The organism is Sphingobacterium sp. SRCM116780 (assembly GCF_021442025.1).
In the GTDB taxonomy this organism is placed as follows: Bacteria; Bacteroidota; Bacteroidia; order Sphingobacteriales; family Sphingobacteriaceae; genus Sphingobacterium.
The window spans coordinates 2,489,354-2,511,699 of sequence record NZ_CP090446.1 but is presented as its reverse complement, the minus strand read 5'-3'; the positions used below and the strand labels follow the sequence as shown (position 1 = coordinate 2,511,699).

Genomic DNA, 22,346 nt, shown 5'->3' with positions numbered 1-22,346 from the left:
GTTTGTCGAATTATGTTTTAGTTGATGCTATCTTTTGCTACAGCTTGTGGCGTGATCTGTTGACCATCCTGTAGCAGATCGATTCCTTTATATACGATACGATCTCCTTCTTTTACACCTGTACCCACCAGATAGTTGCTGCCGCTTTTACCGATAATCGTGATCGGTTGTTGTACGACTTTATTTTCTTTATTAACAGTATACACGAAAATTTTATCTTGCATCTCCAATGTTGCCATTTGTGGTACCAAGAGTGTTTTGTTATACTTCTTTTGTAGGCGGACACGTCCTGTATTTCCATTTCGTAAGATGCCTTCTGGATTACGGAAAGTCGCACGTAAGGTGATCGCACCAGTGTTTTTATCAAACTGTCCATCAACCATATCTATTTTTCCCGTTTGATCATAGGTACTTTGATCGGATAAGACTAAGCTGATCGGAGGGAGGTTGTTTAATTTCTGTTGCAGATTGCTCCCTGCTGTATTATTTTTGAAAGCAATGAAATCATTCTCCCCAAGAGAAAAGTAAACGTGAAGATCTTTGACATCTGAAAGTGCGGTTAACGGCTCGACATCAGCTGGACTAACCAAACTTCCTTGCTTTTTTTGTAATCGACCAATATAACCATCGGATGTCGCCCGAATTAGGGTATAGCCGACATTGATCTTAGCTGCTTCGACTGCAGAGATGGTCAATTGTACGTTTGCTTGCGCAGCATTTCGAGCACTGATGGCCGTTTTTAATTGAAAATCTGTCAAGACCTTGCTATTGACCAAACGGGTTTTCTTTTCTACTTCCAATGCGGCACTTTCTAACGCTGCTTTTGCGGACAACACGTTTGCTTTCGCCTGATTGAGTTGCTCTTGGTAAGGACGGTCATTAATTTTAAAGAGCGCTTGTCCTTTTGTTACTTTGGCACCTTCATCGATATAGATACGTTCCAGAATCCCTGCGACCTGAGGACGGATTTCGATATTAGCGGAAGCTTCGATACTGGCCGGATATTCCTGATAGATGGTTTCATCTCCACTTTCGATGCTGATAACTGGTAAGCTTGCAGGGGGGGGAGGTGCAGGTTTGCCAGTACCTGTGGAACAGCTATATAAGCATATCGCTGAGATAAAATAAATTGCCTTTACAATATTAATTTGCTTAACACTGTTAAATGATAAGGCCTGAGTTTTCTGAAGATGGAGTAATCGTTGTGTTTTCATGAAATATTAAAAATTGTGGTATAGTTTATTTAACGGTGTTAGATTCTTTAACATTGTATTTTTTAAGGCAAAAAAAACTAATCAGTCAAGGAGCGTGTGATGCCATAAATGGCATCTTTCAATACTTGTTGATTCGTAATATCACCATTGCCTTTATTGACTAAATTGATCGATATCAATCCGTGTATAATCGACCAGTAAGTAAAGTACTTTCTACAGATCAATTCTTCTTCAGGATTTTTTTCTTTCATGATCTCGCGGATAACATCACTGATGAGCTTACCATGGGATTCTGCACATTTATAGGTCTTTTCAAATCCACAACATGCCGTACCGACTCCAAACATCAATTGATAAAGTTCGCGTTCTTCAAAGGCAAAATCCCAATAGCTAAACCACATGGCTTCCAATTGTTTTTCTGGATCCGTCTGTGTCGATTTAGCCAGTTTGACCTGTTCGGCGAGCAGGCGATACCCTTGATTGGCTAGTTCAGTCAAGATGGCATCCTTATTGGCAAAATACTCATAAATCATGGGTGCCGTATATTCGATGATATCGGCGATCTTACGCATACTCAATGCCTGCCAACCCTCTTCTTTTACAATTTGAAGAGCGGCGTCAAGGATATTGTTTTTGTTTTCGTCTTTCTGACGTTGTATGCGTTCTTTACTACCCATGCTTTAGTTGCATAAATGATTTAACATCGTTAAGCAAAAGTCTAATTTTTCTTTTTATTTAATGACATTTCAAAGTCATTAAATAAAAAAACTCATTAAAAACCGACTAAAGCTACTGTTAGTTGAATACTAAAAGTGATTGGAAACGAATGGATTAAGGTTTTTACGCTCAGTGTATTTTTTAAAAAGATTAGCTTGATTCCATAATGCCGTTGACCTGAATCTGTTTTTACTTTCATCAATTCGAGATAAGAATGCGGGTCGTGAAATGAATAAAAGCGCTCCTTTTTAGGAGCGCTTTTATATGAAGTGTGATTTGTTAACGCAAGATTAACGTTTGTCCCACCATACTTTGGAAAGGAAAGAATCGCCATTGCTCAAGCGCGCTACGGCTTCTTTATAATTTGCTTCATTCAGTTCAGCTTCTTCGCTGGAATAAATTCCCCTTCTTGGAATCTTCCCATTGGTAGAACCTGGATTTGGCCCTGGCGTTAGCACTGGGTAGCCTGTTCTTCTCCACTCGGCAAAGGCTTCCATATTTCTACCGAACAACTGTATCCACTTTTGGGTACCTATTTTCTCCATCTTTTGAGCATCTGTCAGACCTGTAAAGCTCAAGACCTGTTGCTCATAGGTGCTGGGTAGGCTAGTCAAATTGTAAGGAGGTAAAGCAAAGGCTGCTTTCACGCCATTAACAAATTGGGTATGTGCCTCACTATTTGTCGCTCCCCAGCCTAATAAAGCTGCTTCTGCTTTGTAAAAGCAGACATCGGAGTAGGTCATAGCATAACTTGGAATGGCTACTGCTGTTAGGCTAAACCAAGTGGATTTATTTGGTGTGGAATAATTAGCGCGGATCAACTGTGATAACTCATTATCAGTCAATGCAACACCTATCCCTTGGTATACCGTATTTCCATTGATGGTAACAGGTTGTGCCAAAAGGGGGAGACGGGGATCATCATACGTTTTTAATGTATTGACAAGTGTATTTGCCAAATACCGCAGATCGGCACTTCCTGTCGTAAACATGCGCAGGATCGGGTTTTGGTTTTCTGCTTGTGCATTATTAAAGGTGGCTACAGCTGCATTGTCCGCATTACTGGCCAATAGTCCATATTCGGAGGAAAGAGCAGTCGTTACCGTTTGTTGCGCCAAACTTGGATTGGCATAACGCATCCGCATGCCTAATCGCAATTTAAGGGAATTACCAAATTTTTTCCATTTATCAATACTGCCCCCATAAAAGAAATCGGCAGTACCATAGGAGGAATCTCCTGCGGTCAGTTTGGCTAAAGCAGCATCCAGATGTTGCACCAATGCTGGATAAATGTCCTCTTGTTTGTCAAATTTTGGTGTTCTATTGATCGTGGTACTGGATTGGGTAATTTCTGAAAATGGAATGTCACCAAAAAGATCTGTCAAACGTTGGTACAGATAAACCTCGTAAATCTCGGCGATAGCGAGTTTACTCCTTCCTGCCGGATCGTTTTCCAATCCTTTAAGTTCTTGTTTGATCTGCACAATATTGCGGAGCAATTGAAAGTGCTGAGACCAAATTAGATTTTCAGGACCTTCGAAGTAGCGGGATACCGGTACAACTGGACCGCCAGCCCAATGTTGTACCCAAGAGCCAAATTTGTTATTAGGTACTTCACCCGATTCCTGAAATGTACCATCTCGGAGGACGCGGGATAGCAGTAAAGCCGGATCAACACTCGTAACCGAGGTTGGCGGTGTGTTTATCTTTTCAAAATCTTTTGTACACGAGGTGTTACCCAATAATAGAAAAGTGCCTACACCTAGATATGCTATATTTTTTAATGTTTTCGTTTTCATCTGATTATATTTTACTGGATTATAAGCCAACGCTGAGGTTGATTCCAAAAGTGCGCATCATTGGTAAAGAAGTCGACTCAATACCGATAGACGAGTTGTTGACGTTGAAGGCCGAAGCTTCTGGTGAAAATCCATCTGTCTTGCGTTGGAAATAAAACAGGTTACGTCCATAAAGGCCTACTTTTATATTTCTGATAACTTGGTGCGGCATGAATTTTTTTGGTAGGTTGTATGAAAGACTGATCTCCCGCATGGCTACATAGCTCATATCGTTGATCATTTCTTCCGATACCATGACTTCTTTGTCACTGGCTACCATATTCCAATAAGCCTGAGCGGTAACTTGTGTGCTGTTTTGAACCCCTGTACTGCTCCATTCACCATTGGCATCTTGCTTGCCTATCATGCCTGCTGCGACATAGGTGCCATCACGACCTTCCAATGTTTTGTTGGTTGTACCATAGATAATCTGCTCTCGATTGGATTGTGAAAAGATAACACCTCCTTGACGGATATCGACTAAGGCATAAAGACTAACACCTTTATACGTCAGGGTGTTGCTAAATCCGCCGATCCAATCTGGTTGTGCATTGCCTAAATCGGTTTCTACACGACCACTGGTGCGTAATGGTAATCCCGTTTTGGGATCGATCAAGCGGTTGCCCTGCTCGTCCTTGATCCAGGCAAACTGTGTTCCTTTGAGTTGTCCAAATGGTTTCCCAACTTCAGCAACGACATTGATACCCCGATCTGTCGCCAATAGGAAAGTCTCCACGCCTGGATAAAGCGATTCTACTTTATTGCGGTTGCGGTTGAAATTGAATTGACTCGCCCACTCAAAGTTGTCCGTTTTGATCGGAGATCCACCAATGACAAATTCAAATCCTTTGTTCGATATCTCCCCTGCGTTTATTCTGTTTTTAACATATAAGCTGGATGGAGAAATTGGCACATCTAAGATCTGATTTTTGGTCTTCGCCTGATAATAGGTGAAAGATAAAGATAGTCGATTTTTGAATAATCTAAAATCAGCACCTGCTTCAATGGAAGTGGTCAACTCATTTTTTAAATTAGGGTCAGGGATGATCTCGGTATATGAAGCCATCGGAATACCACCATGGGTAAACTGATTTAGACTATAAGCGCCAGTGAGCTGATAAGGATTCCCGGAGTTACCTGCCTGTGCCCATGATGCTCGGATCTTGGCGTAAGAAAGGGTTGGGCTCTTCCATTTGAATGCATCTGTAAGGACTAAACTGCTGCTGACAGAAGGATAGAAAAAGGAATTGTTTTCTTTGGAAAGGGTAGAAGACCAATCGTTTCGGGCTGAGAAATCTACAAACCAATAATCGCGAAAGCTAAACTGTCCTGATAGGTAGGCGGAATTGATCTGTGACTCAACAAGATCGAAGAGATACGAATTGGTTGTGGTATTGTTGATCACAAACAAGTCGGGTACGATAAATTGATTTCCTGTGTTTCCTGTAAGACGTAGGTATCTGTTTTGATGACTTCCACCAAAGTTAAGACTCATTTTGATATCTTCGGAAACAGCAAAGTTGGAACTGGCTAAAATATCGTAGTTGTCTTCTCTGGAACGGATAACTTCCTCGCGGATATCACCTTTTTTGTTCAAACTCTGGTAAGTATTGATTGGTCGGTAACGAAAACGTTGATCGGTATAAAAGTCGGTTCCTCCAGTAGCAGATACTTTAAGCCATGGAGCAAAATCGTAACTCAGACGTAATAAACCAATCAAACGGTCTCTACGGTCTTCATTATGGTTTTCGTAAATCGTCCAAAACGGATTGGCCGTCGAACTGTTGGTCGCATATGTTTTTTCTAAACCTTCATATACACCTGAAAAACCCAGTTGTTTGCTGACGTCATTAGCACTCCATTTGTATTGCGAAGCAATGGCATTGCTCAAACTCCGAGGTTGACTAATAAATAAGTAGGCAGGGTTGTCGGGTGCATCAGAGAGACTGGGTCTATTGTTTGCCTCTTGCATGATGTAGTTTGCCTTGACATCGATATGTAATTTGTCGGTAATCTTACCTTGGGTACGTAATCCGAAATTGTTCCGGTTTAAGGTATTGGTTGGTATATAGCCGTCAACATGGGTGTTGGCATAAGAAAAACGATAGTTTAACTTTTCGTTACCTCCATCTACACTGAGGTTATTGACACTTTGCTTTTCAGTCTGAAAGAAAGACTGATAGGTATCGGCAGCTGGATTGAGCTGCAATACATTGCCATACATGTCTTCGTAAGTTTGTCCTTCCATACGAGGTCCCCAGCTGGCTCTTGTTGTGCGGTCACGCCCTCCAGACATTTTGGGTGTTCCTGAATAATTATTAGCCAAAGCTTCGCTCATAGGTACGATGGTACCATCATCTTTTCTAAAGTGGGTAAAGGTACCATTCAATCCTTGACCATATTCATTTTGAAAATCGGGCAATATCAGGCCGTTTCCTACAGAATAGTCGGTATTGAAATTAAAAGAGGTTTTACCAGCTTTACCCGATTTGGTTGTAATGAGGATGACCCCGTTGCTTCCTCGCTGTCCATATAAAGCAGCGGCATTGGGTCCCTTCAGTACAGACATGCTTTCGATATCGTCGGGATTGATGTTTCCAATACCATCACCATAATCCGTTCCTCCAGATTGGTTTGGAGCGGAGATATTTTGGTTATCGATCGGTACACCGTCAACAACGTAAAGGGGTTGACTATTACCGATCAAGGAGTTATTACCACGGATAAGTACCTTGGCCGATCCTCCAGCTCCTGATGCGGCACGGCTTACTTGGACACCAGCTACTTTTCCGGATAATGCATTAGCCACATTGGCTTCTTTTCCTTGTGTGAGTTCACTTCCTTTCAATTCGGCTACGGTATAACCCAATGCTTTCTTATCACGTTTTATACCCAAGGCAGTCACAACAACTTCTTGTAGTTGTTCTGAATCTGAATCTAACGATACGGAAATGGCGACTTTATCTTTCGCATTGATGGTGTAGTTACTTAATGTTTTGGCTTTGAAACCTAAAGAGTTGACCTTAATGGTGTAGCCCTGTCCTTCAGGAATACGATTAAACAGGAAAGTACCGTCAGCTTGCGTTGTGGTGACTTGACGAAAGTTATTGGCTGAATTTTCGATTGTCACAGTCGCGGAGGCTAGAGCGCCACCATTGCTATCGCGAACCACACCACTGACTGTTGCATTGGTCTGCGCCATACTGACTTGGTAGCTCATGCCCACAAGTCCCAATACGCCCAATCGTAATTTCCAATTGATTCCTGGACTGTTTAATCGCAGGAGCAGCATGGTGAATAGCTGCTTTTTGTTTGGTAAATAATTGCTCATAATGAATTGATTTATTTTATAATTTTGTTGTTGTTTTGGAATAGGTTATGTGCGTTGCATGGAGATAATTTATCTCTTGAATAATCTGTTGGTATGCTTCTGCCGTATTGGTGAAGGATCCACTAAAGAACTTATCCTTTAGATTTGCAGCTTCGTACTGGATATCGATATTATAGTTTTGCTGTAGGATGGCAATAACATCTTGTAAGGCCAGATTTTTAAATTGTAAAACTTGGGGTTGTTGTAAGAAATAACCTGCACGATCGAGTCCTGCGGCATTTATTTTTTTCTCATTGACTATTTTGCCAGCCGTATGGTCGAAGGTGATCTCTTCATCAGGTTTGATTTTTCTTATCAGCGGTTTGCCAGCTTTCGGATTGTTGGATGTCACTTCTATTGACCCTTCTAATAGCTGAATCCGTATCTCTGATTTTTTTATTTCATCGACGATAAATACGGTACCCAAAGCGGTGGTCACGACGCCTTGAGCATATACACGAAAGGGTTTTGTTTTATCTTTGGCAACCTCAAATTTTGCTTTCCCTTTGAGTTGCAAGATTCTTTCGTGCTGCTTGCTGAAGTCTTCAGCATATTTGATTTCAGATTGCGGATATAGGGTGATCACTGTACCATCGCTAGCCGTCAACATCATATTCTCATTACCAGAATTGATATAATATAGATTTGCGACTTCTGTTTCTTGTGGATGACTTGTACTTTTTGTAACAGTGCGTGAGGGAAGCTGGGGGGGCGTTGACTTATCTGCTATAAACCAATATATACCGAAGACGAATAGGAAAAGGGCAGCAATAGACACCACTTTACGCATATACAGGCGATAGTTCTTTCTTGGCTCAATGTGTTTCTGAATGTTTTGATAAACATGTTCCTGATGGATATAAGGGACATCATCGGGAGTAGATTGCCATTCTTTTTCAGGGAACAGTTCGTCCAATGCTTGTGGATGCTCGTCGAGATACTGCTCAATGGCAGCCGCTTCTACAGGTGTGCACTCACCTTTTAAGTATCGATCTATATGGGCTTTCGTAATCTTCATTATATAGGAATACGACGCAAAAAGCGTTTACCCCCAAATGAATTTAAATAAAAGTGAACATATTGATCAAGAAAATGAAAAAAGCCTTTTTGATAACTTTTAAAGCAAGGTGAATATGGTTTTCAACAGTTTTGGGTGTAATAGAGAGACGTTGTGCAATCTCCTTATAACTCAGTTGTTCAAATCGACTGAGTTGAAAGACTTTTTTACGTGCTTCAGGCATCTTTTCGATAATTTGATCCAATTGCAGTTGCATTTCCTTTAAGCGATATAGGTCTAATGGTGTCGGAGAGGATGAAAGGTGTTGTTCTTGAGCGGGTGCAGCCAGTTGACGACGACGTTCTTCTTTAATAACATCTAAAAGTACCGTGCGTGTGATACAAAAAAGCTGTGCCTCCAATTTGATTGCCACTTGTTTGTTGCTTAAATTATCCCATAGTTTGATAAATACACGTTGTACGGTCTCTTCAGCAATATACGGAGAGGATGTTTTGGATAGGGCATACTGATAGACCTTTCTATTCCAGGTGTGGAATAGCTGTTCAAAATCGGCTTTCGTGATGGAACGGTGGTTTATCATAATTTGGCTACGAAGCTCAACGAATATAGAAATAATTATTTGGTTTTGTAAGTTTATGATCATTCAGATTTTACAGGATCTATTTTCATTTTATTCATACATAAGGAATAAATCTGTATGTCTGTTTTTAATACTTAGTGTCAAAATTTTAACGTAATAAATAAGTTTTTTTCTCGTACACAAGATACTGGTGGGATGTGAAGAAATTATGAACGGAAGATGATCTTATTATTAAAAATAAAAGAATAGGGAGATGAAGGCGTTATTGAATATGGAGACAAAAAAATAAGCCCCTGAAGTTTTTCACTTCGGGGGCTTACTCGACAAAGGGTTGGTATACCCAATTTGCTTATTTATTCCACCATAGTTTGGTGCTGATGACATCATCACCTTGTTGCGCAAGAGCAGCTTGATAGTTGAGCTTGTTGGTACTTTGTTCTTTTAATGGATACACTAAACGACTAGGTATAGCATTTCCTACCTCTGGAGTGAAGGTATAAGTAACGGGTTTACCTTCCACGGTACCGCTCCAGGTCACATCACCTTTTTTGATTAAGTATAACGGATATCCTGTTCGTCTGATCTCTGTCCAGGCTTCGATACTTTGGTTGAAAAGTGCGATATATTTTTGTGAAAGTACATATTCTTTATTAGCAGCTGGTAGTTGTGCTAAATAGGTCGAAATATCTGGTTGTGCGACTCCCCATTTTTCCAAAGATGCACGTACCGCTTTTTCATAGTTGGCTTGATCCCAGTTGTTATTTTCGGATAGCAAAAATGCGACTTCAGCATATTCTAACAACACCTCTGCGTAGTCTGCTGCATTGATGATTTCTCCTGGTAAGGAAATTTTTTCTACAGGAAATAAATTACCTGCTGCTAAAGGCAAACCATAGGGTTGTCCAAAATAGCTACCATCTGCCGTTGGTTTCGCATATTTAGCTAACCGTGGATCTGCCGTTTTAAAGGGTCCTCTTTTTCCTTGTAAAGCTTCAACGATTACATTTGAAACAGCAAAATCTTTTCGATTTGCTGTAACTGTTGCCCGGTATAGGGGTGCTTCATTGGGTGAAGTTTTGGAATATTTAAAGACAGCATTATCACTGTTGGAAGTAAAGACTCCTTTTTTGATCGCATCTTCGATATGTGCTTGCGCTAAACTCGCGTCTTTGTTTTTGATATGAGTCGCCAAACGTAGACGAAGAGAGTTGGCAAATTTTGCCCAGCTGTTATTATTTCCTTTGTAAATTACGTCTGAAGGGCCAAATGTGGTAGCACTTTGATATTTAATTAACGTATCTGCTGCTTGTTGCAATTCATTCAAGATATCTTTGTAGATTTTTTCCTGACTGGCATAAGCTGGTATCAGGTTATCGGGATCTTGTTGTAAAGCTTGAAAATCAGGATCGGGATTTCCATAGGATTGATAAGGAATATTACCAAAGACATCCGATAACGAATGGAATGCATAAGATTTCAAAATACGGGCAATCGCAATTTGATTGGCATTGCTGCCTGCTGTTCCAGCTGAAGCAAGTACTTTGGTACTTTCATTTGAATTTAACTTGATAATCTCATTCAAGTTATTGAGTGCTTTATAGGTTGCTGTCCAATAATTGTCCGAATAGCTGGTCGGAATCTGGTAACGCGATTGATCGGTATAGATATTTTGACTGAAATATTGCGCAAAAAGCTGCGGCCCTCTTAAGCTGATATCTTCACTTCGCAGTGCGTTGACCAGTTGCTTTTCTGCAGTGACCAATAATGTAGGTGTCGTTACCGAAGTTGGTCGATTGGGATCTGTATTGATATCGCTAAAGGTAGACTTGGAACAAGAAGTCAACGCTATTCCGATTAGGGTATAATAGAGTGTATTTAATAGTTTCATTTTTACTAGAATTTAAGATTGACATTAAAACCGTAAGTGACAGGAGTAGGGATATTACCACCTTCAATTCCTTGAACGTTTCCTCCACTGGAAGTAAATTCTGGATCGATATATTTACTCTTGGTATAGATGTTCCATAGATTTCTTCCATAGACATTGACACCAATGTTTTTGATCACTTTAGAATTTGTCAACGGGAAGTTGTATCCGAAAGTGATTTCTCGTAATTTGATGAAAGTAGCATCAAAAATAGAGAATGCAGTAGGTCCATTATATTCATTCCGAGCCCAATCTTGTGCAGAGATATTCGTGTTATTTTCACTGATATTGGATACCTTATAGGTTCCGTCGCTATTAAAAGCAACATCAGCTTTGACACCATCTACGGTGATTCCTGTTTCTCGGATATTGTTGGCTGCTGTTCTGTCCAAAATACCGGAATACATACCCACTTTGTAAGTTTGCGAGAAGAATTTACCACCTACACGTCCTGCGATTAAGAATCCTAAATTGAATCTTTTATAGCGGAAACTGTTTTGGAAACCAAAAGTATAATCGGGTAGGATAGATCCTAAGGGTACTAATTGAGAAGTCTTCATAAAAGTACCATCTTCTTGAACGACACGTTCTCCGTCTGGCGTATACACAAAGTCATAACCTAGAAATTGTCCGTAAGACTCACCTTCACGTGCAACAAGATCAACTAGGGTATTGCTCAAACTTAAGGTATTGACTTGCTCATCCAATTTCACAACTTTGTTTTTGTTCTTAGCCCAGTTGATGGTCGCATCCCAGGTAAAGTTTTCGGTTTTGATAGGGGTACCGTTCAGTACAATCTCAACCCCTTTATTGTTTATTTTTCCTGCATTGAATATTTTGGATGCATAACCAAATGAAGAAGAAACAGGGACGCCAAGAATTTGGTTTCTAGAGTTGTTATTGTAATAAGTAACATCTAAACCTAAACGATTTTTGAACAATTGTAGGTTCAAACCTGTTTCCCAAGAACTGGTAATTTCTGGTTTCAGATCTGCATTCGGTTTTGTGTTAGGTAATCCATAAGAAGGATTACCTTCAAAGGCTTGTTCTGCCTCATATACTTTATAAAGTTGATAAGGATCTGTATCATTACCCACTTGTGCCCAACCTAAACGAATTTTTCCAAAACTCAACCAATCCAATTGTTTGAATGCTGGTAATTGTGAGAATACAAAACTTCCAGTAAGGGATGGATAGATGAAAGAATTGTTCTCAACGGGAAGGGTAGAAGACCAATCATTACGGACTGTTCCATCCAAATAAAGCAAGTCATTATACCCTAGAGAGAAACTTCCATAGACAGAGGCAATGCGACGATCGTATTTGAAATTGTCTATTTTAACAGCAGACGCATTTTTAAGGTTATAGTAGTTTGGTAAAATCAATCCACCTTGTGTAATCGCATAGTCATTCTTACGTTGTTGATCACGAAGATTGGCCCCTACATTGGCAATAAGGGAAAATTTATCCCAATTCTTTTTGGCGGTAGCTAAGAATTCGTAGTTGTATTCATTAAGCTTATTGCTCGTTTCCTCATATTGAGAGGCGCTACGTGAATATACAGCAATACGATCCTGAGATTGGAAGGAATAGATATCGCCATGTACTTTTGCTCCTAAAGTCAACCAGTTATTGACGTCATATTGCAATCCAACATTTCCATAAAAACGATCTCTGCTATCTTCCATATAAGATTCATAAGCCGACCAATAGGGATTGTCAATGAAACGGGTGGCCTCTGCTGCAGGCGTATTCTGCCAACCCGTACGGTTCCAAGCTAAGGGTGTTCCATCTGCTCGTTTGTAGTTCTCTAATATTTTATAGTCTACTTGTACACCTCCCCATTGGAAGGCTTCTAGGATGATATTTCTGTTGGATGCACCTGTCCAAGGACGGCCAACTGAAGCATTTCTGATGTAGTTGAAATTGGAATTGATCTTGAGTTTACCCAATTGTGTCCCACCAGAAAAGTTGAAGGTGTTACGCTCTAAACTGGAATTAGGTACAGTACCCCAAACATTTTTATTGGTATAGGAAAAACGGTAGTTGGTATTGCCTGTATTCCCTGCAATGGCAAAATTGTTGGTGTTGGCGACACCTGTACGGAAGAAATAGCTCACATCATTCTTAGGGTAAAGCCAAGGAGATGGTTTTAAATAGCTCGCTTCATCTTCTGGATTTAGATTATACCATTGTAATACGGGTGTTCCATCCAATCTTGGTCCCCAACTCTCATCTGCAGCATAATCCACGATTTTGTAATCTGTGCCATTGATATTTTGTGTTTGGAAACTGGTGGCGTATCCTTGTCCATACAACTGTTGACGTTTGGGTAGTCGGGTAATGTTTTCAAAATCAACACCTGTGTTGACCGATATGTCTACCTTTTCACCTTTTGATGCCCGTTTTGTTGTAATTAAGATAACTCCATTGGCCGCTCTGGAACCATAAAGTGCGGCAGCAGAGGGTCCTTTTAATACCGAAATATTTTCGATATCATCAGGGTTGATATCTTGGATCATATTACCCACATCTTTCCCTGCACTTCCATTGATAGTAGAGGAACTGTTGAGATCCGTATTGTCAATGGGAGTACCATCGATAACATATAAAGGTTGGTTATTGCCAGAAATGGAATTTATACCACGCAGTAAGACATGTGATGAACCGCCCATATTACCGCCTGAAGTTGTGACTTGGAGTCCGGCCACTTTTCCTGACAAAGCGCTTAATGCATTCGTCGGACGTGTTTGGAGCTCGGCAGATTTTACTTCCTGAACAGCATATCCTAAAGATCTTTTCTCTCTCGAAATACCCAGTGCAGTCACGACAACCTCATCCAATTGGGATTGGCTAGGAGACAATTGGATTGTTGTAAACCCTGTTGGGTTCGCCTGTATCGTTTTAGCTTCAAAACCAATGTATTGAATTTGTAAAGTCACTGTATTTCCATTGGCTGGAAATTCGAAGAGTCCTTGTGCATCACTTTGGATTTGTTTTTTGCTATTTACCTCGGTAATCGTTGCCCCTTGTATCGGGGTATTATTAGTATCGACTACTTTTCCTTTTATTGTGGATTGTGCATATAGCGAACCGGTACTGAGGGAGAGGGCGGCTAATGCAACAAAATGGGTAGCATGTTTTGTCATATTAAATTATTGATAATGATTAAAATAGTTAAATAGTGCGTCTTGTCGGAGATCGTTAAATATGATAACAAATATCTCCTATACGCATTCGTTTGGAAGGCGTATACTTAGTATCTTTTTTCATGTTTGAATTGATAAGGTGCAAATATATAAAATCTACCTGATAAGTATACTTTAATTTTACTTTTTTTTGAAAAGAGAAGAAAAAGAAGATATATACTGTAGAAAAATGACAATTATTCCATTTTTCAATAGTTTTTAAGGGAGAAGGGCTGTGTGGAAAGGTGTTTATTCTTGATTATAGTCTTAGTGAGATATTTCTTTAACATCTTGATGTTTGGTAATGATAACAATCAAGTAAACCTATCCTTTGCTATTTGGTTTTCAGTGATTATAAATTGTAAAGACTGGATACCTGCTGGTACATATATCCAGCATGCTAAGTGCAATCCACAGGAAATGTGAGTTTAATAAACGTGCCCACACTTAATGAGCTATTCACGACAATATTTCCACCCAATCGCTCTATAATGCGCTTTACGAGTCCAAGTCCAATCCCATTGCCTTGGTATTGGGACGCATTTGTTCCTCTGTAATAAACATCGAATACCGCTGATAACTGCTCGGAAGGGATGCCTATGCCATTATCTTGAATATAATAGGTGACTTGGTTATTCTCCAACTCACTATGGATTTCGATCTGTGGATCATTTTCCTTAGACGAATATTTAACAGCATTTCCAATCAGATTAAGAAAAATTTGGTAGAGTACACTTTTTTCACCGCATATCGGATGCAGTTTACCGAAACGAAAAGTACTATTGGTATTGTTATGGATAATTTTAGCTTCTCGACATAACGCCCGGATAATAGGGGCCATTGGAATGCTTTCTTTTGTATATTGATAGGTATGCGTTTGACACAATTGCACGGCATTATGAATCAAATTTTCGATATCCTCGATACCTTTTAGCATATTGCTACCCCATTTCTGTTGTTGTTCTTTCGGCAAATCATTATCCTGTAGAAATTGCATACTCATCTTGACAATAGATAGTGGATTCTTAAGATCATGGGATAACGTAAAATTGACGAGCTCCAACTCATTATTCAATGAGACCAGTTCATCATTGATACGTTCCTGTTCTCGTGCCTTGCTGATGATCGTTTCGTTGATCAAGTTATAAAGATTGTGAACAAAATTAAGATCATTGTCATCCCACGGTATACTGGCATCTCGCATGGTTCTTTCCCAGATCTTATAGGGATCAGCGGTTTTATTTTCTTCTTTTTTTATTGCTTGTCCAACAGTTGTAGTACGGTCGATCTGAAGAACAGCGGTAATTGATTCTTTTCGAAACCAGAGGATATAATGATCGTCATAATCATTTAATTCCAAGATAAGTATACCTGCGATGGCGAGGATCCCGTTGATTTCTTGACCTCGTTTCTCCCGAAAATTATAATCTTTGAAGAGTGGACGTTTCGACTGTTTTTTAAACAGGGCTACAATCTCTTCAAGTTGGGATTCGGAAGGACTGAGACCATCGGAGACAACATCACCTTGAAAATAGATGGCTATACCATCTGCTTTAGGAAGATCTTTGATCTTTTGCATATTGCGTACGAGTCCAGCATGAATGGTCTTGCTTTCTAATAGAATCGATTTGAGTTCTCCTTCCAGATCTTTGACTTGTTCAAGATGCTCTAACCGATTTTGTTTACTACGTGCTTCATGTTTGCTGGCAGCATTTTGTACAATAAAGCTACATAGTTTTCTTTTTTGTAGATCGACTTTCTTCGATGAAAAATGGTGTGCAATGACTAAGCCCCAAAATTGGCCATCAATCAGGATACGAAAAATTAGTGCAGCGGTCACCCCCATGTTTTTCATATAAAATTCATGTTCTTCGGGAAACCCTTTAAATAGGCAAGGTGCGAGATCGATGTAAGTATTGGCTTGTAACGCTTGTTTTTTCAGGTGAATATCAGGACTATATAAATAAGCACGATCGGTATAATACTGAACGATATTTTCAGGCATATAGGCTTCCGAGAATACTTTCTGCCATAGTGGTGTATAGGGTTTATTACAAGCTTCAGCAATAATTTGACTGGTACGTGTTTCTGAAACTTGTAGAATAGCTACGCGATCATATTCAATCAGTTTTTGGATGGAAAAGCAGAGGGAATACCAGGTGTCGGAAGGATGTTGTTCGAACAAAAAACCAATCTCATTCATTTCAGAAGCGAGTACCGCTTGCGCTATCTGCGGCTCCCATTCCATATAAAGATGATCGCCATAGACGTAAATATGGATATAGTAGGTAACCCCATTTAAGGTATGAAGAATAAGTTTGCGAGGAGAAACTGAACTGGCTATCTCATGGATTGCGATCAAAATTTTTTCTGAAGAATCTGGACAACAGGTCTTCACAAAATTTTCCAAACAGGATCCTGATCCAAAAGATTCATTTGGTCCTACAAGTATAGCTAAGTTTTCCGTGACTCCTACAATACGGAGATCCAATGTACAAACGATAAGGTAGCCAAAAGATTGGATTTGTGCGCTTGCATAGGGAAATGGTTCTACGACCGACTTCATATGTTTTATATAGGCTTTAATTTCTCTTTAGGCAATGTTATGTATAATAACGCATATTTATAGCAATTATTATAAATGTAATTTCTTTCGTCCATAAAATCAGCGGTTTATCTTCGTCGTGTTAATGATGAAGGATTACTATTCAGTGCAAACAGATGCTATTTTTCCAATTACATTTTAATCTTTTGCTCGTTATATTTTCCTGAGTAGATCGCTGTTTTTTTTGTTTATGTTGATTGAAAATACACGTTTCAGTTTTATACGTGTTGGTTTTGGTTTTATACGTGTTTAGGTGGAAATAACTACAGGAATTGTAATCTGTTAAAACGAATAGCCAGCAGGTACGTTCTCTTAATGTATAGCCAAAACAAGGGATATAATTATAAAACGGATGAAAAATGATAACATACCCAATGCGCATTTACAGGAGTTATTTGTTGATGAGTTAAAAGATATTTTAGGAGCGGAATACCAGTTACTGCATGGGCTAAAAAAAATGTCCAAAGCAGCCATCAGTCCTGCATTAAAAGTGGCTTTTGATACCCATTACCAACAGACAGCAGATCATATTGAAAGACTTAAAACCGCGTTCTCCAATCTTGGTATTCCGATGCACGGGAGAAAATATCAAACAATGGAAGACTTATTGGTGGAAGCTGATGAAATTATTGAAGATTTTCAAGAAAGTTTAGAAGTACTGATTGCTGCACTCATCGAAGCAGTACAAAAGGTCCAACATTATGAAGGAGCAAGCTCAGGTTGCGTGGTCACGTATGCGATGCTACTGGAACGTTCAGGAACTAAAAAAATGTTCGGACAAAGGTTAGTAGAAGAGAGAGAGACCAACGAATTGTTGACTGAGGTTGCCATGAATTAAGTGCATGCAGAAATAAGTAGTCTATATTAAAAAATCAGTACGTAGGTGCTGGCTTTTAACTGCTCACTATACTCCGTTAAGAGCTATACATGATAAATCCTAATCTAAAAATTTCAATTATGCAACGTGATGGTAAAAATAGAAGCATCTGGCAGGAAGTAGTAAGCAAGGCATCTACCGCTAATCCTCATATCAAACAGTATTCAGTCATAATCATTGGAGGGGGGATTACAGGTATGACGACTGCTCTTCAGTTGCAAGAGCAAAAAAAATCTTGTGTTATTTTGGAAGCGAATCAAATAGGTTTCGGTACCACAAGTGGTACTTCTGCGCACCTTAATACCGTATTGGATACGCCTTATTCGCAAATTATCAAACAACATGGAATTGAAAAAGCAAAGGAGGTTCTAGAGTCTGCACGTGAGGCTATCGCACACATTTCGCGCAATATTGAACACTATCAGATTTCATGTGACTTTATGACTTGTTCTGGATATATGTATGCTGAGGATGAAGAACAAGAGGGGGAATTAATGGAAATCAAAAAAGCGATCCATCAAGTAGGTATAGCCTGTGAAGAAGTGTTCGAAACCCCGCTTCCTGTAGGTTGTGTATATGCAATAAAATTTGAAGAGCAGGGACGTTTTCATCCAACGAAATACCTGATGGGGTTGCAGAAAGCATTTGTAGCATTGGGTGGACAGGTGATTGAAAATACTTTAGTACAACAGGTACAGGAAGAGCATCATAGATTTCAAGTGAAGACAGCAGATGGACAGGTGTTTTTGACAGATGCAGTGGTCTACGCCACCCATACTCCGCCAGGTGTTCAGTTTATGAATTTAAGGTTGGTGCCTTATCGAAGTTATATACAGGTTTGGGAGTTAGATGAACGAGAGATTTATCCACGAGATCTGGTTTATGATATGAAAGATCCTTTTCATTATTTCAGAACGGTACTCTATAAAGGGAAATCCTGTCTCATGGTAGGGGGACAAGATCATAAAACTGCCCACCACGATAATGAACAGCAAAATTTTTTAGAACTGGAAGCTTTTGTAAAAAAGCTATTTTCCGTTAAACGAAAACTTTACCAATGGTCTTCTCAATATTATGAAAGTCAAGATAGCTTACCTTTTATTGGTTATTATCCTGGAAAAGGACAAAGGAACGAATTTATTGCCACAGGTTTTGGCGGAAATGGGATGATATTCGGGACCTTATCAGGACGAATGATCACTAATCTGATTCAAGAAGGAAAATGTAATTATCAAGAATTGTATGCACCAGCTAGGATTGGCCCGATAGCAGCTTTTCAGGATGTGTTGAGAGAGCAGACGGATGTCGTCAAGCATTTTGTCCAAGATCGTTGTGCCGTTGAAAGAATAGAAGGATTTGCTGAGATGAGTCGAGGAGAGGGAAAAGTGTTGAAGTATGAAGGGGAACGAATAGGTCTCTTCAAAGATGAAAATGGGAAAGTTTTTGGCGTTAACCCAGTCTGCCGACATATTTCTTGTATTGTTAAATGGAATAATGCGGAACAAAGTTGGGACTGTCCTTGTCATGGGGCGCGCTATGCAGCAGACGGTAATTTGTTGAATGGGCCTGCGGTAGCGCCACTTAAAAGATGGAATTTTAGAGCGGATGAGCTATTACCTGGGTTGGGATAAGTGTATAAGCATCGTACTATAAAATATTTAAAATAATAATATCACGTTAATAAATTGTTAGATTAATTTTATCGTTTTAAAATTAATATGAGTTTAATTCTTCTTTAACATGGTTCTCATTTCTTTGCGCAAAATCTTGTAGCATGAAGAAACCATATCAATTACCTTTTTTTAGAAAAAGTTCACAAATCACTCTATGTGTAGCACTCCTATATGCGATGCAGCCAGAGGTGGTTTGGGCGAACAAACTATTATCAACAGCGATTATTGGAACTGTTGACTTGAATCAAGAAACAATCAAGGGCGTCATTCGTGACCAAGATAATAAACCCATTGATGGTGGTACAATTATTAATGAAACCAATAAGCAGAGTACACGTACAGAATTTAATGGAAATTTCTCGATCAAAGGAAAAACAGGAGACCAGATTCGAATTTCTTCTTTAGGCTATAAAACCCAATTAGTCACTGTAAGTAAAATACCCTTAGAAATTGTACTTGAAAAGGACGAATCGAAGTTGGATGAAGTGGTGGTTACCGCTATCGGAATCAAGCAACAGAAGAAGCAAATTGGTTATGCCACCCAAGAGGTAAAATTGGATGTCTTAAAAGAATCCAAAACCATGAACATTGGTACGGCGTTAACTGGCCAGGTTTCGGGTTTGACAGTCAATAATCCAACGGGAATCTTTCAAGCTCCTTCTTTTCAGCTTCGCGGTAAAAATCCACTTATCGTTGTGGATGGTATCCCTGTAGAAACTGATTTTTTTGATATGCCAAGCCAGAATATTGAAAATATCAATGTGCTGAAGGGTACTGCAGCTTCGTCTCTGTATGGTTCCCGTGGTAAGAATGGTGCCATTTTGATTACAACTAAAAGTGCCAAAAGTGATCGATTGGAATTTTCAGTAGGTACCAGCAATATGTTCTCCGCTGGTTTTACTGTCTTCCCAGAATCACAAAAGGAGTTTGGTAGTGGTTCGAATGGGAAATATGAATTTTGGGATGGTGCCGATGGCGGTATTTCGGATGGGGATATGACATGGGGACCAAAATTAGACATTGGTCTTCAAGTGCCGCAATGGAATAGCCCCATACGTGATAAAGAAACAGGAGAAGTTACTCCTTGGTGGGGAGATGTCAAGGGTACCAAATATGATAATAAATCACGTTATGAGCGGGTACCCACGGATTGGGTATCGCATGATAACTTGAATGACTTCTTAGGTACAGGATTGATTACGGAGAATAATGCGACTGTTTCATACCGATCAGAAAAAGTAAGCATCTTCGGATCTGGAAAATATGCGTTCCAAAAGGGACAAGTGCCTAATACCAAGTTGAGCACTGGAGGATTAAATTTGAATACTTCGTTTCGATTCAGACCTGAAGTGCAATTGGATCTGAATCTTTCTTATAATAAGGTAAAATCTCCAAACTATCCTCGTTATGGATATGGTCCGAAAAATCATATGTATACCATCTTATTATGGATGGGTAATGATGTGAATGGGCAGGAGCTGAATGAACATCGCTATATACCTGGTCAAGAGGGATATCGTCAGGCAAATTACAATTATGCTTGGTATAACAATCCTTATTTTGCGGCATATGAACTTAATCAAGTTTACGATCAAGATGTCTTGCAAGGTCAAACGGCTTTGACTTGGCGGATTACACCTGAGTTTACAGTAAAAGGACGTGCAGCTGCTCGTCAAAAAAATAGCTTTCAAGATATGCAGAGCCCCAAATCGTATATGAACTATGGTGATTCTAGAAATGGGGACTATAAAAATTGGGATAGCAAACAATTGAATTTTGACGCGGATGTACTGGCAACCTATACAAAAGAATTGTCTGACCAATTTGGACTTACAGTAAATGCAGGATCTTCTACTTTCAAAAGAGAATACCGTCAATTGTATCAAACGACAGATGGTTTGGTGGTTCCCTTTGTTTATAGTTTAAGCAATACACAGGGACCTGCAAAGGCAGAGAGTTTGTTTACAGAAAAAATTATCCGAAGTGCTTATGCATCGGTCAATTTGAACTTGTTTAAATCGACTTTCTTGAATTTTTCAGGAAGAAATGACTGGTCTTCAACTTTATCTAAATCAAACCAATCTTTTTTCTATCCTTCCGTGTCGTTGAGTACGGTTATATCAGATTATTTTAGCCTTCCTGATCAAATTGATTTTATTAAGTTATATAGTTCTTGGGCTTCAGTTTCTTCCGATTTGGATCCTTATAGCATCATGGCGACTTATAAAAAGGATGTGACCTACGGTTCTACTCCTTCTGTGACCTATCCAGAAGGTATCATCAATCCAGATATTTTGCCTCAACAGTCTATTTCTTTGGAATTGGGTACCTCACTTGCTTTTTTTAAAAATCGATTGACCGCAGATGTTACTTATTACAATGTCGTTGATAAAAATCAAATCATTGATTTAAGTATCTCACAAGCATCGGCCTTTACTTCGCGTAAAGTGAATGGAAATCGCTATCGTACGCATGGTTTGGAAATTTCTTTGACTGGTAATATCATCAAACAGCAACAATTCTCTTGGACTTCTACGGTCAATTGGTCTCGGGCGGTTCAACGTCTGGAAGAAATATATAACGATAATCTTAAATATGGAAACTTAAAAAAGGGTGATCGTGCAGACAGTTATTACGCTACTGTTTGGGAGAAATCTGCAAATGGAGAACTGATTTTAAACCCGAATACAGGAATGCCAATCCGGAATCCTTTTCCACAATATTTAGGTTATTTCCAACCTGATTGGCAATTTGGATCTGCAAATAGATTTAAGGTTAAAGATTTTACCATCAACCTGGATATCGATGGTTCGATCGGAGGGGTCATGAACTCAACGACAATCGAAAAGATGTGGTGGGGTGGTAAACATCCTTCATCCGTATTATACCGACAGGAACAATATGATGCAGGTAAACCGATCTATGTACCTGAAGGAGTTATTGTGACAGGAGGTGAGTTGACACGAGATGTCAATGGAAATATCACATCGGATACGCGTACCTATGCTCAGAATAGTAAAGCGGTTGACTGGCAGGCTTGGAGTCAAAACTACCCTTATCAAGGGCGTGTAACGGAAGCTGAAAATAAATTATTTGCCAATGTGTTTGATCGTTCATTTGTCAAATTGAGAAGGATATCCGTTGGTTACGATGTAAATAAATTGTTCAAACTGAAACATTTGTCTGCTTTGGATGCCTCTCTATTTGGTTATAACTTGGCTATGTGGAAAAAGGTACCTTATATCGATCCTGATTTTGGAGTTGGGAATGATGGCAATCTGCAAGATCCTTCTACGCGTTACATCGGTTTATCTCTTGATTTTAAATTTTAAAGACTCT

Annotated in this window: 12 protein-coding genes; 3 read left to right on the top strand and 9 right to left on the bottom strand. The window is 39.4% G+C overall.

What is annotated here, in order from left to right; all coding sequences use genetic code 11:
- Window positions 1–17: 17 nt before the first annotated feature.
- From LZQ00_RS10740 to LZQ00_RS10700, 9 genes are all read right to left on the bottom strand, one after another.
- Complete coding sequence (locus LZQ00_RS10740) at window positions 18–1,214, bottom strand: efflux RND transporter periplasmic adaptor subunit (protein WP_234509283.1); 1,197 nt, start codon at window positions 1,212–1,214, stop codon at window positions 18–20.
- Window positions 1,215–1,291: 77 nt separating this feature from the next.
- Entirely contained in the window at window positions 1,292–1,891 is a 600-nt protein-coding gene (locus LZQ00_RS10735) for a TetR/AcrR family transcriptional regulator (protein WP_234509282.1), read from the bottom strand.
- Window positions 1,892–2,221: 330 nt separating this feature from the next.
- Window positions 2,222–3,730 (bottom strand): SusD/RagB family nutrient-binding outer membrane lipoprotein, encoded by a 1,509-nt coding sequence (locus tag LZQ00_RS10730; protein ID WP_234509281.1) that lies wholly within the window; start codon window positions 3,728–3,730, stop codon window positions 2,222–2,224.
- Window positions 3,731–3,749: 19 nt separating this feature from the next.
- The gene (locus tag LZQ00_RS10725) at window positions 3,750–7,100 is read right to left on the bottom strand and encodes a SusC/RagA family TonB-linked outer membrane protein (protein WP_234509280.1); all 3,351 of its coding nucleotides are present in this window, start codon (window positions 7,098–7,100) and stop codon (window positions 3,750–3,752) included.
- A 16-nt stretch (window positions 7,101–7,116) separates the two neighbouring features.
- Window positions 7,117–8,157: a FecR family protein gene (locus LZQ00_RS10720; RefSeq protein WP_234509279.1), complete on the bottom strand. Its 1,041-nt coding sequence runs from the start codon at window positions 8,155–8,157 to the stop codon at window positions 7,117–7,119.
- Between the two features lie 43 nt (window positions 8,158–8,200).
- Entirely contained in the window at window positions 8,201–8,737 is a 537-nt protein-coding gene (locus LZQ00_RS10715) for a sigma-70 family RNA polymerase sigma factor (protein WP_234509278.1), read from the bottom strand.
- A gap of 349 nt (window positions 8,738–9,086) precedes the next feature.
- On the bottom strand, window positions 9,087–10,625 hold the full coding sequence (locus LZQ00_RS10710; protein ID WP_234509277.1) for a SusD/RagB family nutrient-binding outer membrane lipoprotein: 1,539 nt from the start codon (window positions 10,623–10,625) through the stop codon (window positions 9,087–9,089).
- A 5-nt stretch (window positions 10,626–10,630) separates the two neighbouring features.
- The gene (locus tag LZQ00_RS10705) at window positions 10,631–13,813 is read right to left on the bottom strand and encodes a SusC/RagA family TonB-linked outer membrane protein (protein ID WP_234509276.1); all 3,183 of its coding nucleotides are present in this window, start codon (window positions 13,811–13,813) and stop codon (window positions 10,631–10,633) included.
- Window positions 13,814–14,252: 439 nt separating this feature from the next.
- Window positions 14,253–16,418 (bottom strand): ATP-binding protein, encoded by a 2,166-nt coding sequence (locus LZQ00_RS10700; RefSeq protein ID WP_234509275.1) that lies wholly within the window; start codon window positions 16,416–16,418, stop codon window positions 14,253–14,255.
- 391 nt (window positions 16,419–16,809) lie between these two features.
- Here LZQ00_RS10700 and LZQ00_RS10695 point away from each other — a divergent pair, with 391 nt between their 5' ends.
- From LZQ00_RS10695 to LZQ00_RS10685, 3 genes are all read left to right on the top strand, one after another.
- A complete protein-coding gene (locus LZQ00_RS10695; protein ID WP_234509274.1) occupies window positions 16,810–17,295 on the top strand; it encodes a ferritin-like domain-containing protein in 486 nt (161 codons plus the stop codon).
- An 89-nt stretch (window positions 17,296–17,384) separates the two neighbouring features.
- The gene (locus LZQ00_RS10690; RefSeq protein ID WP_234509273.1) at window positions 17,385–18,965 is read left to right on the top strand and encodes an FAD-dependent oxidoreductase; all 1,581 of its coding nucleotides are present in this window, start codon (window positions 17,385–17,387) and stop codon (window positions 18,963–18,965) included.
- A gap of 143 nt (window positions 18,966–19,108) precedes the next feature.
- Window positions 19,109–22,339 carry a SusC/RagA family TonB-linked outer membrane protein gene (locus LZQ00_RS10685; protein WP_234509272.1) on the top strand — a complete coding sequence of 1,077 codons (3,231 nt, stop codon included), beginning with the start codon at window positions 19,109–19,111 and terminating at the stop codon, window positions 22,337–22,339.
- The last annotated feature ends 7 nt before the right edge of the window (window positions 22,340–22,346 follow it).

Excerpts from the sequence above, each read along its gene's own strand:
- LZQ00_RS10740 (WP_234509283.1), bottom strand. The coding sequence starts at position 1,214 with ATGAAAACACAACGATTACTCCATCTTCAGAAAACTCAGGCCTTATCA.
- LZQ00_RS10735 (WP_234509282.1), bottom strand. The coding sequence starts at position 1,891 with ATGGGTAGTAAAGAACGCATACAACGTCAGAAAGACGAAAACAAAAAC.
- LZQ00_RS10730 (WP_234509281.1), bottom strand. The coding sequence starts at position 3,730 with ATGAAAACGAAAACATTAAAAAATATAGCATATCTAGGTGTAGGCACT.
- LZQ00_RS10725 (WP_234509280.1), bottom strand. The coding sequence starts at position 7,100 with ATGAGCAATTATTTACCAAACAAAAAGCAGCTATTCACCATGCTGCTC.
- LZQ00_RS10720 (WP_234509279.1), bottom strand. The coding sequence starts at position 8,157 with ATGAAGATTACGAAAGCCCATATAGATCGATACTTAAAAGGTGAGTGC.
- LZQ00_RS10715 (WP_234509278.1), bottom strand. The coding sequence starts at position 8,737 with ATGATAAACCACCGTTCCATCACGAAAGCCGATTTTGAACAGCTATTC.
- LZQ00_RS10710 (WP_234509277.1), bottom strand. The coding sequence starts at position 10,625 with ATGAAACTATTAAATACACTCTATTATACCCTAATCGGAATAGCGTTG.
- LZQ00_RS10705 (WP_234509276.1), bottom strand. The coding sequence starts at position 13,813 with ATGACAAAACATGCTACCCATTTTGTTGCATTAGCCGCCCTCTCCCTC.
- LZQ00_RS10700 (WP_234509275.1), bottom strand. The coding sequence starts at position 16,418 with ATGAAGTCGGTCGTAGAACCATTTCCCTATGCAAGCGCACAAATCCAA.
- LZQ00_RS10695 (WP_234509274.1), top strand. The coding sequence starts at position 16,810 with ATGAAAAATGATAACATACCCAATGCGCATTTACAGGAGTTATTTGTT.
- LZQ00_RS10690 (WP_234509273.1), top strand. The coding sequence starts at position 17,385 with ATGATAAATCCTAATCTAAAAATTTCAATTATGCAACGTGATGGTAAA.
- LZQ00_RS10685 (WP_234509272.1), top strand. The coding sequence starts at position 19,109 with ATGAAGAAACCATATCAATTACCTTTTTTTAGAAAAAGTTCACAAATC.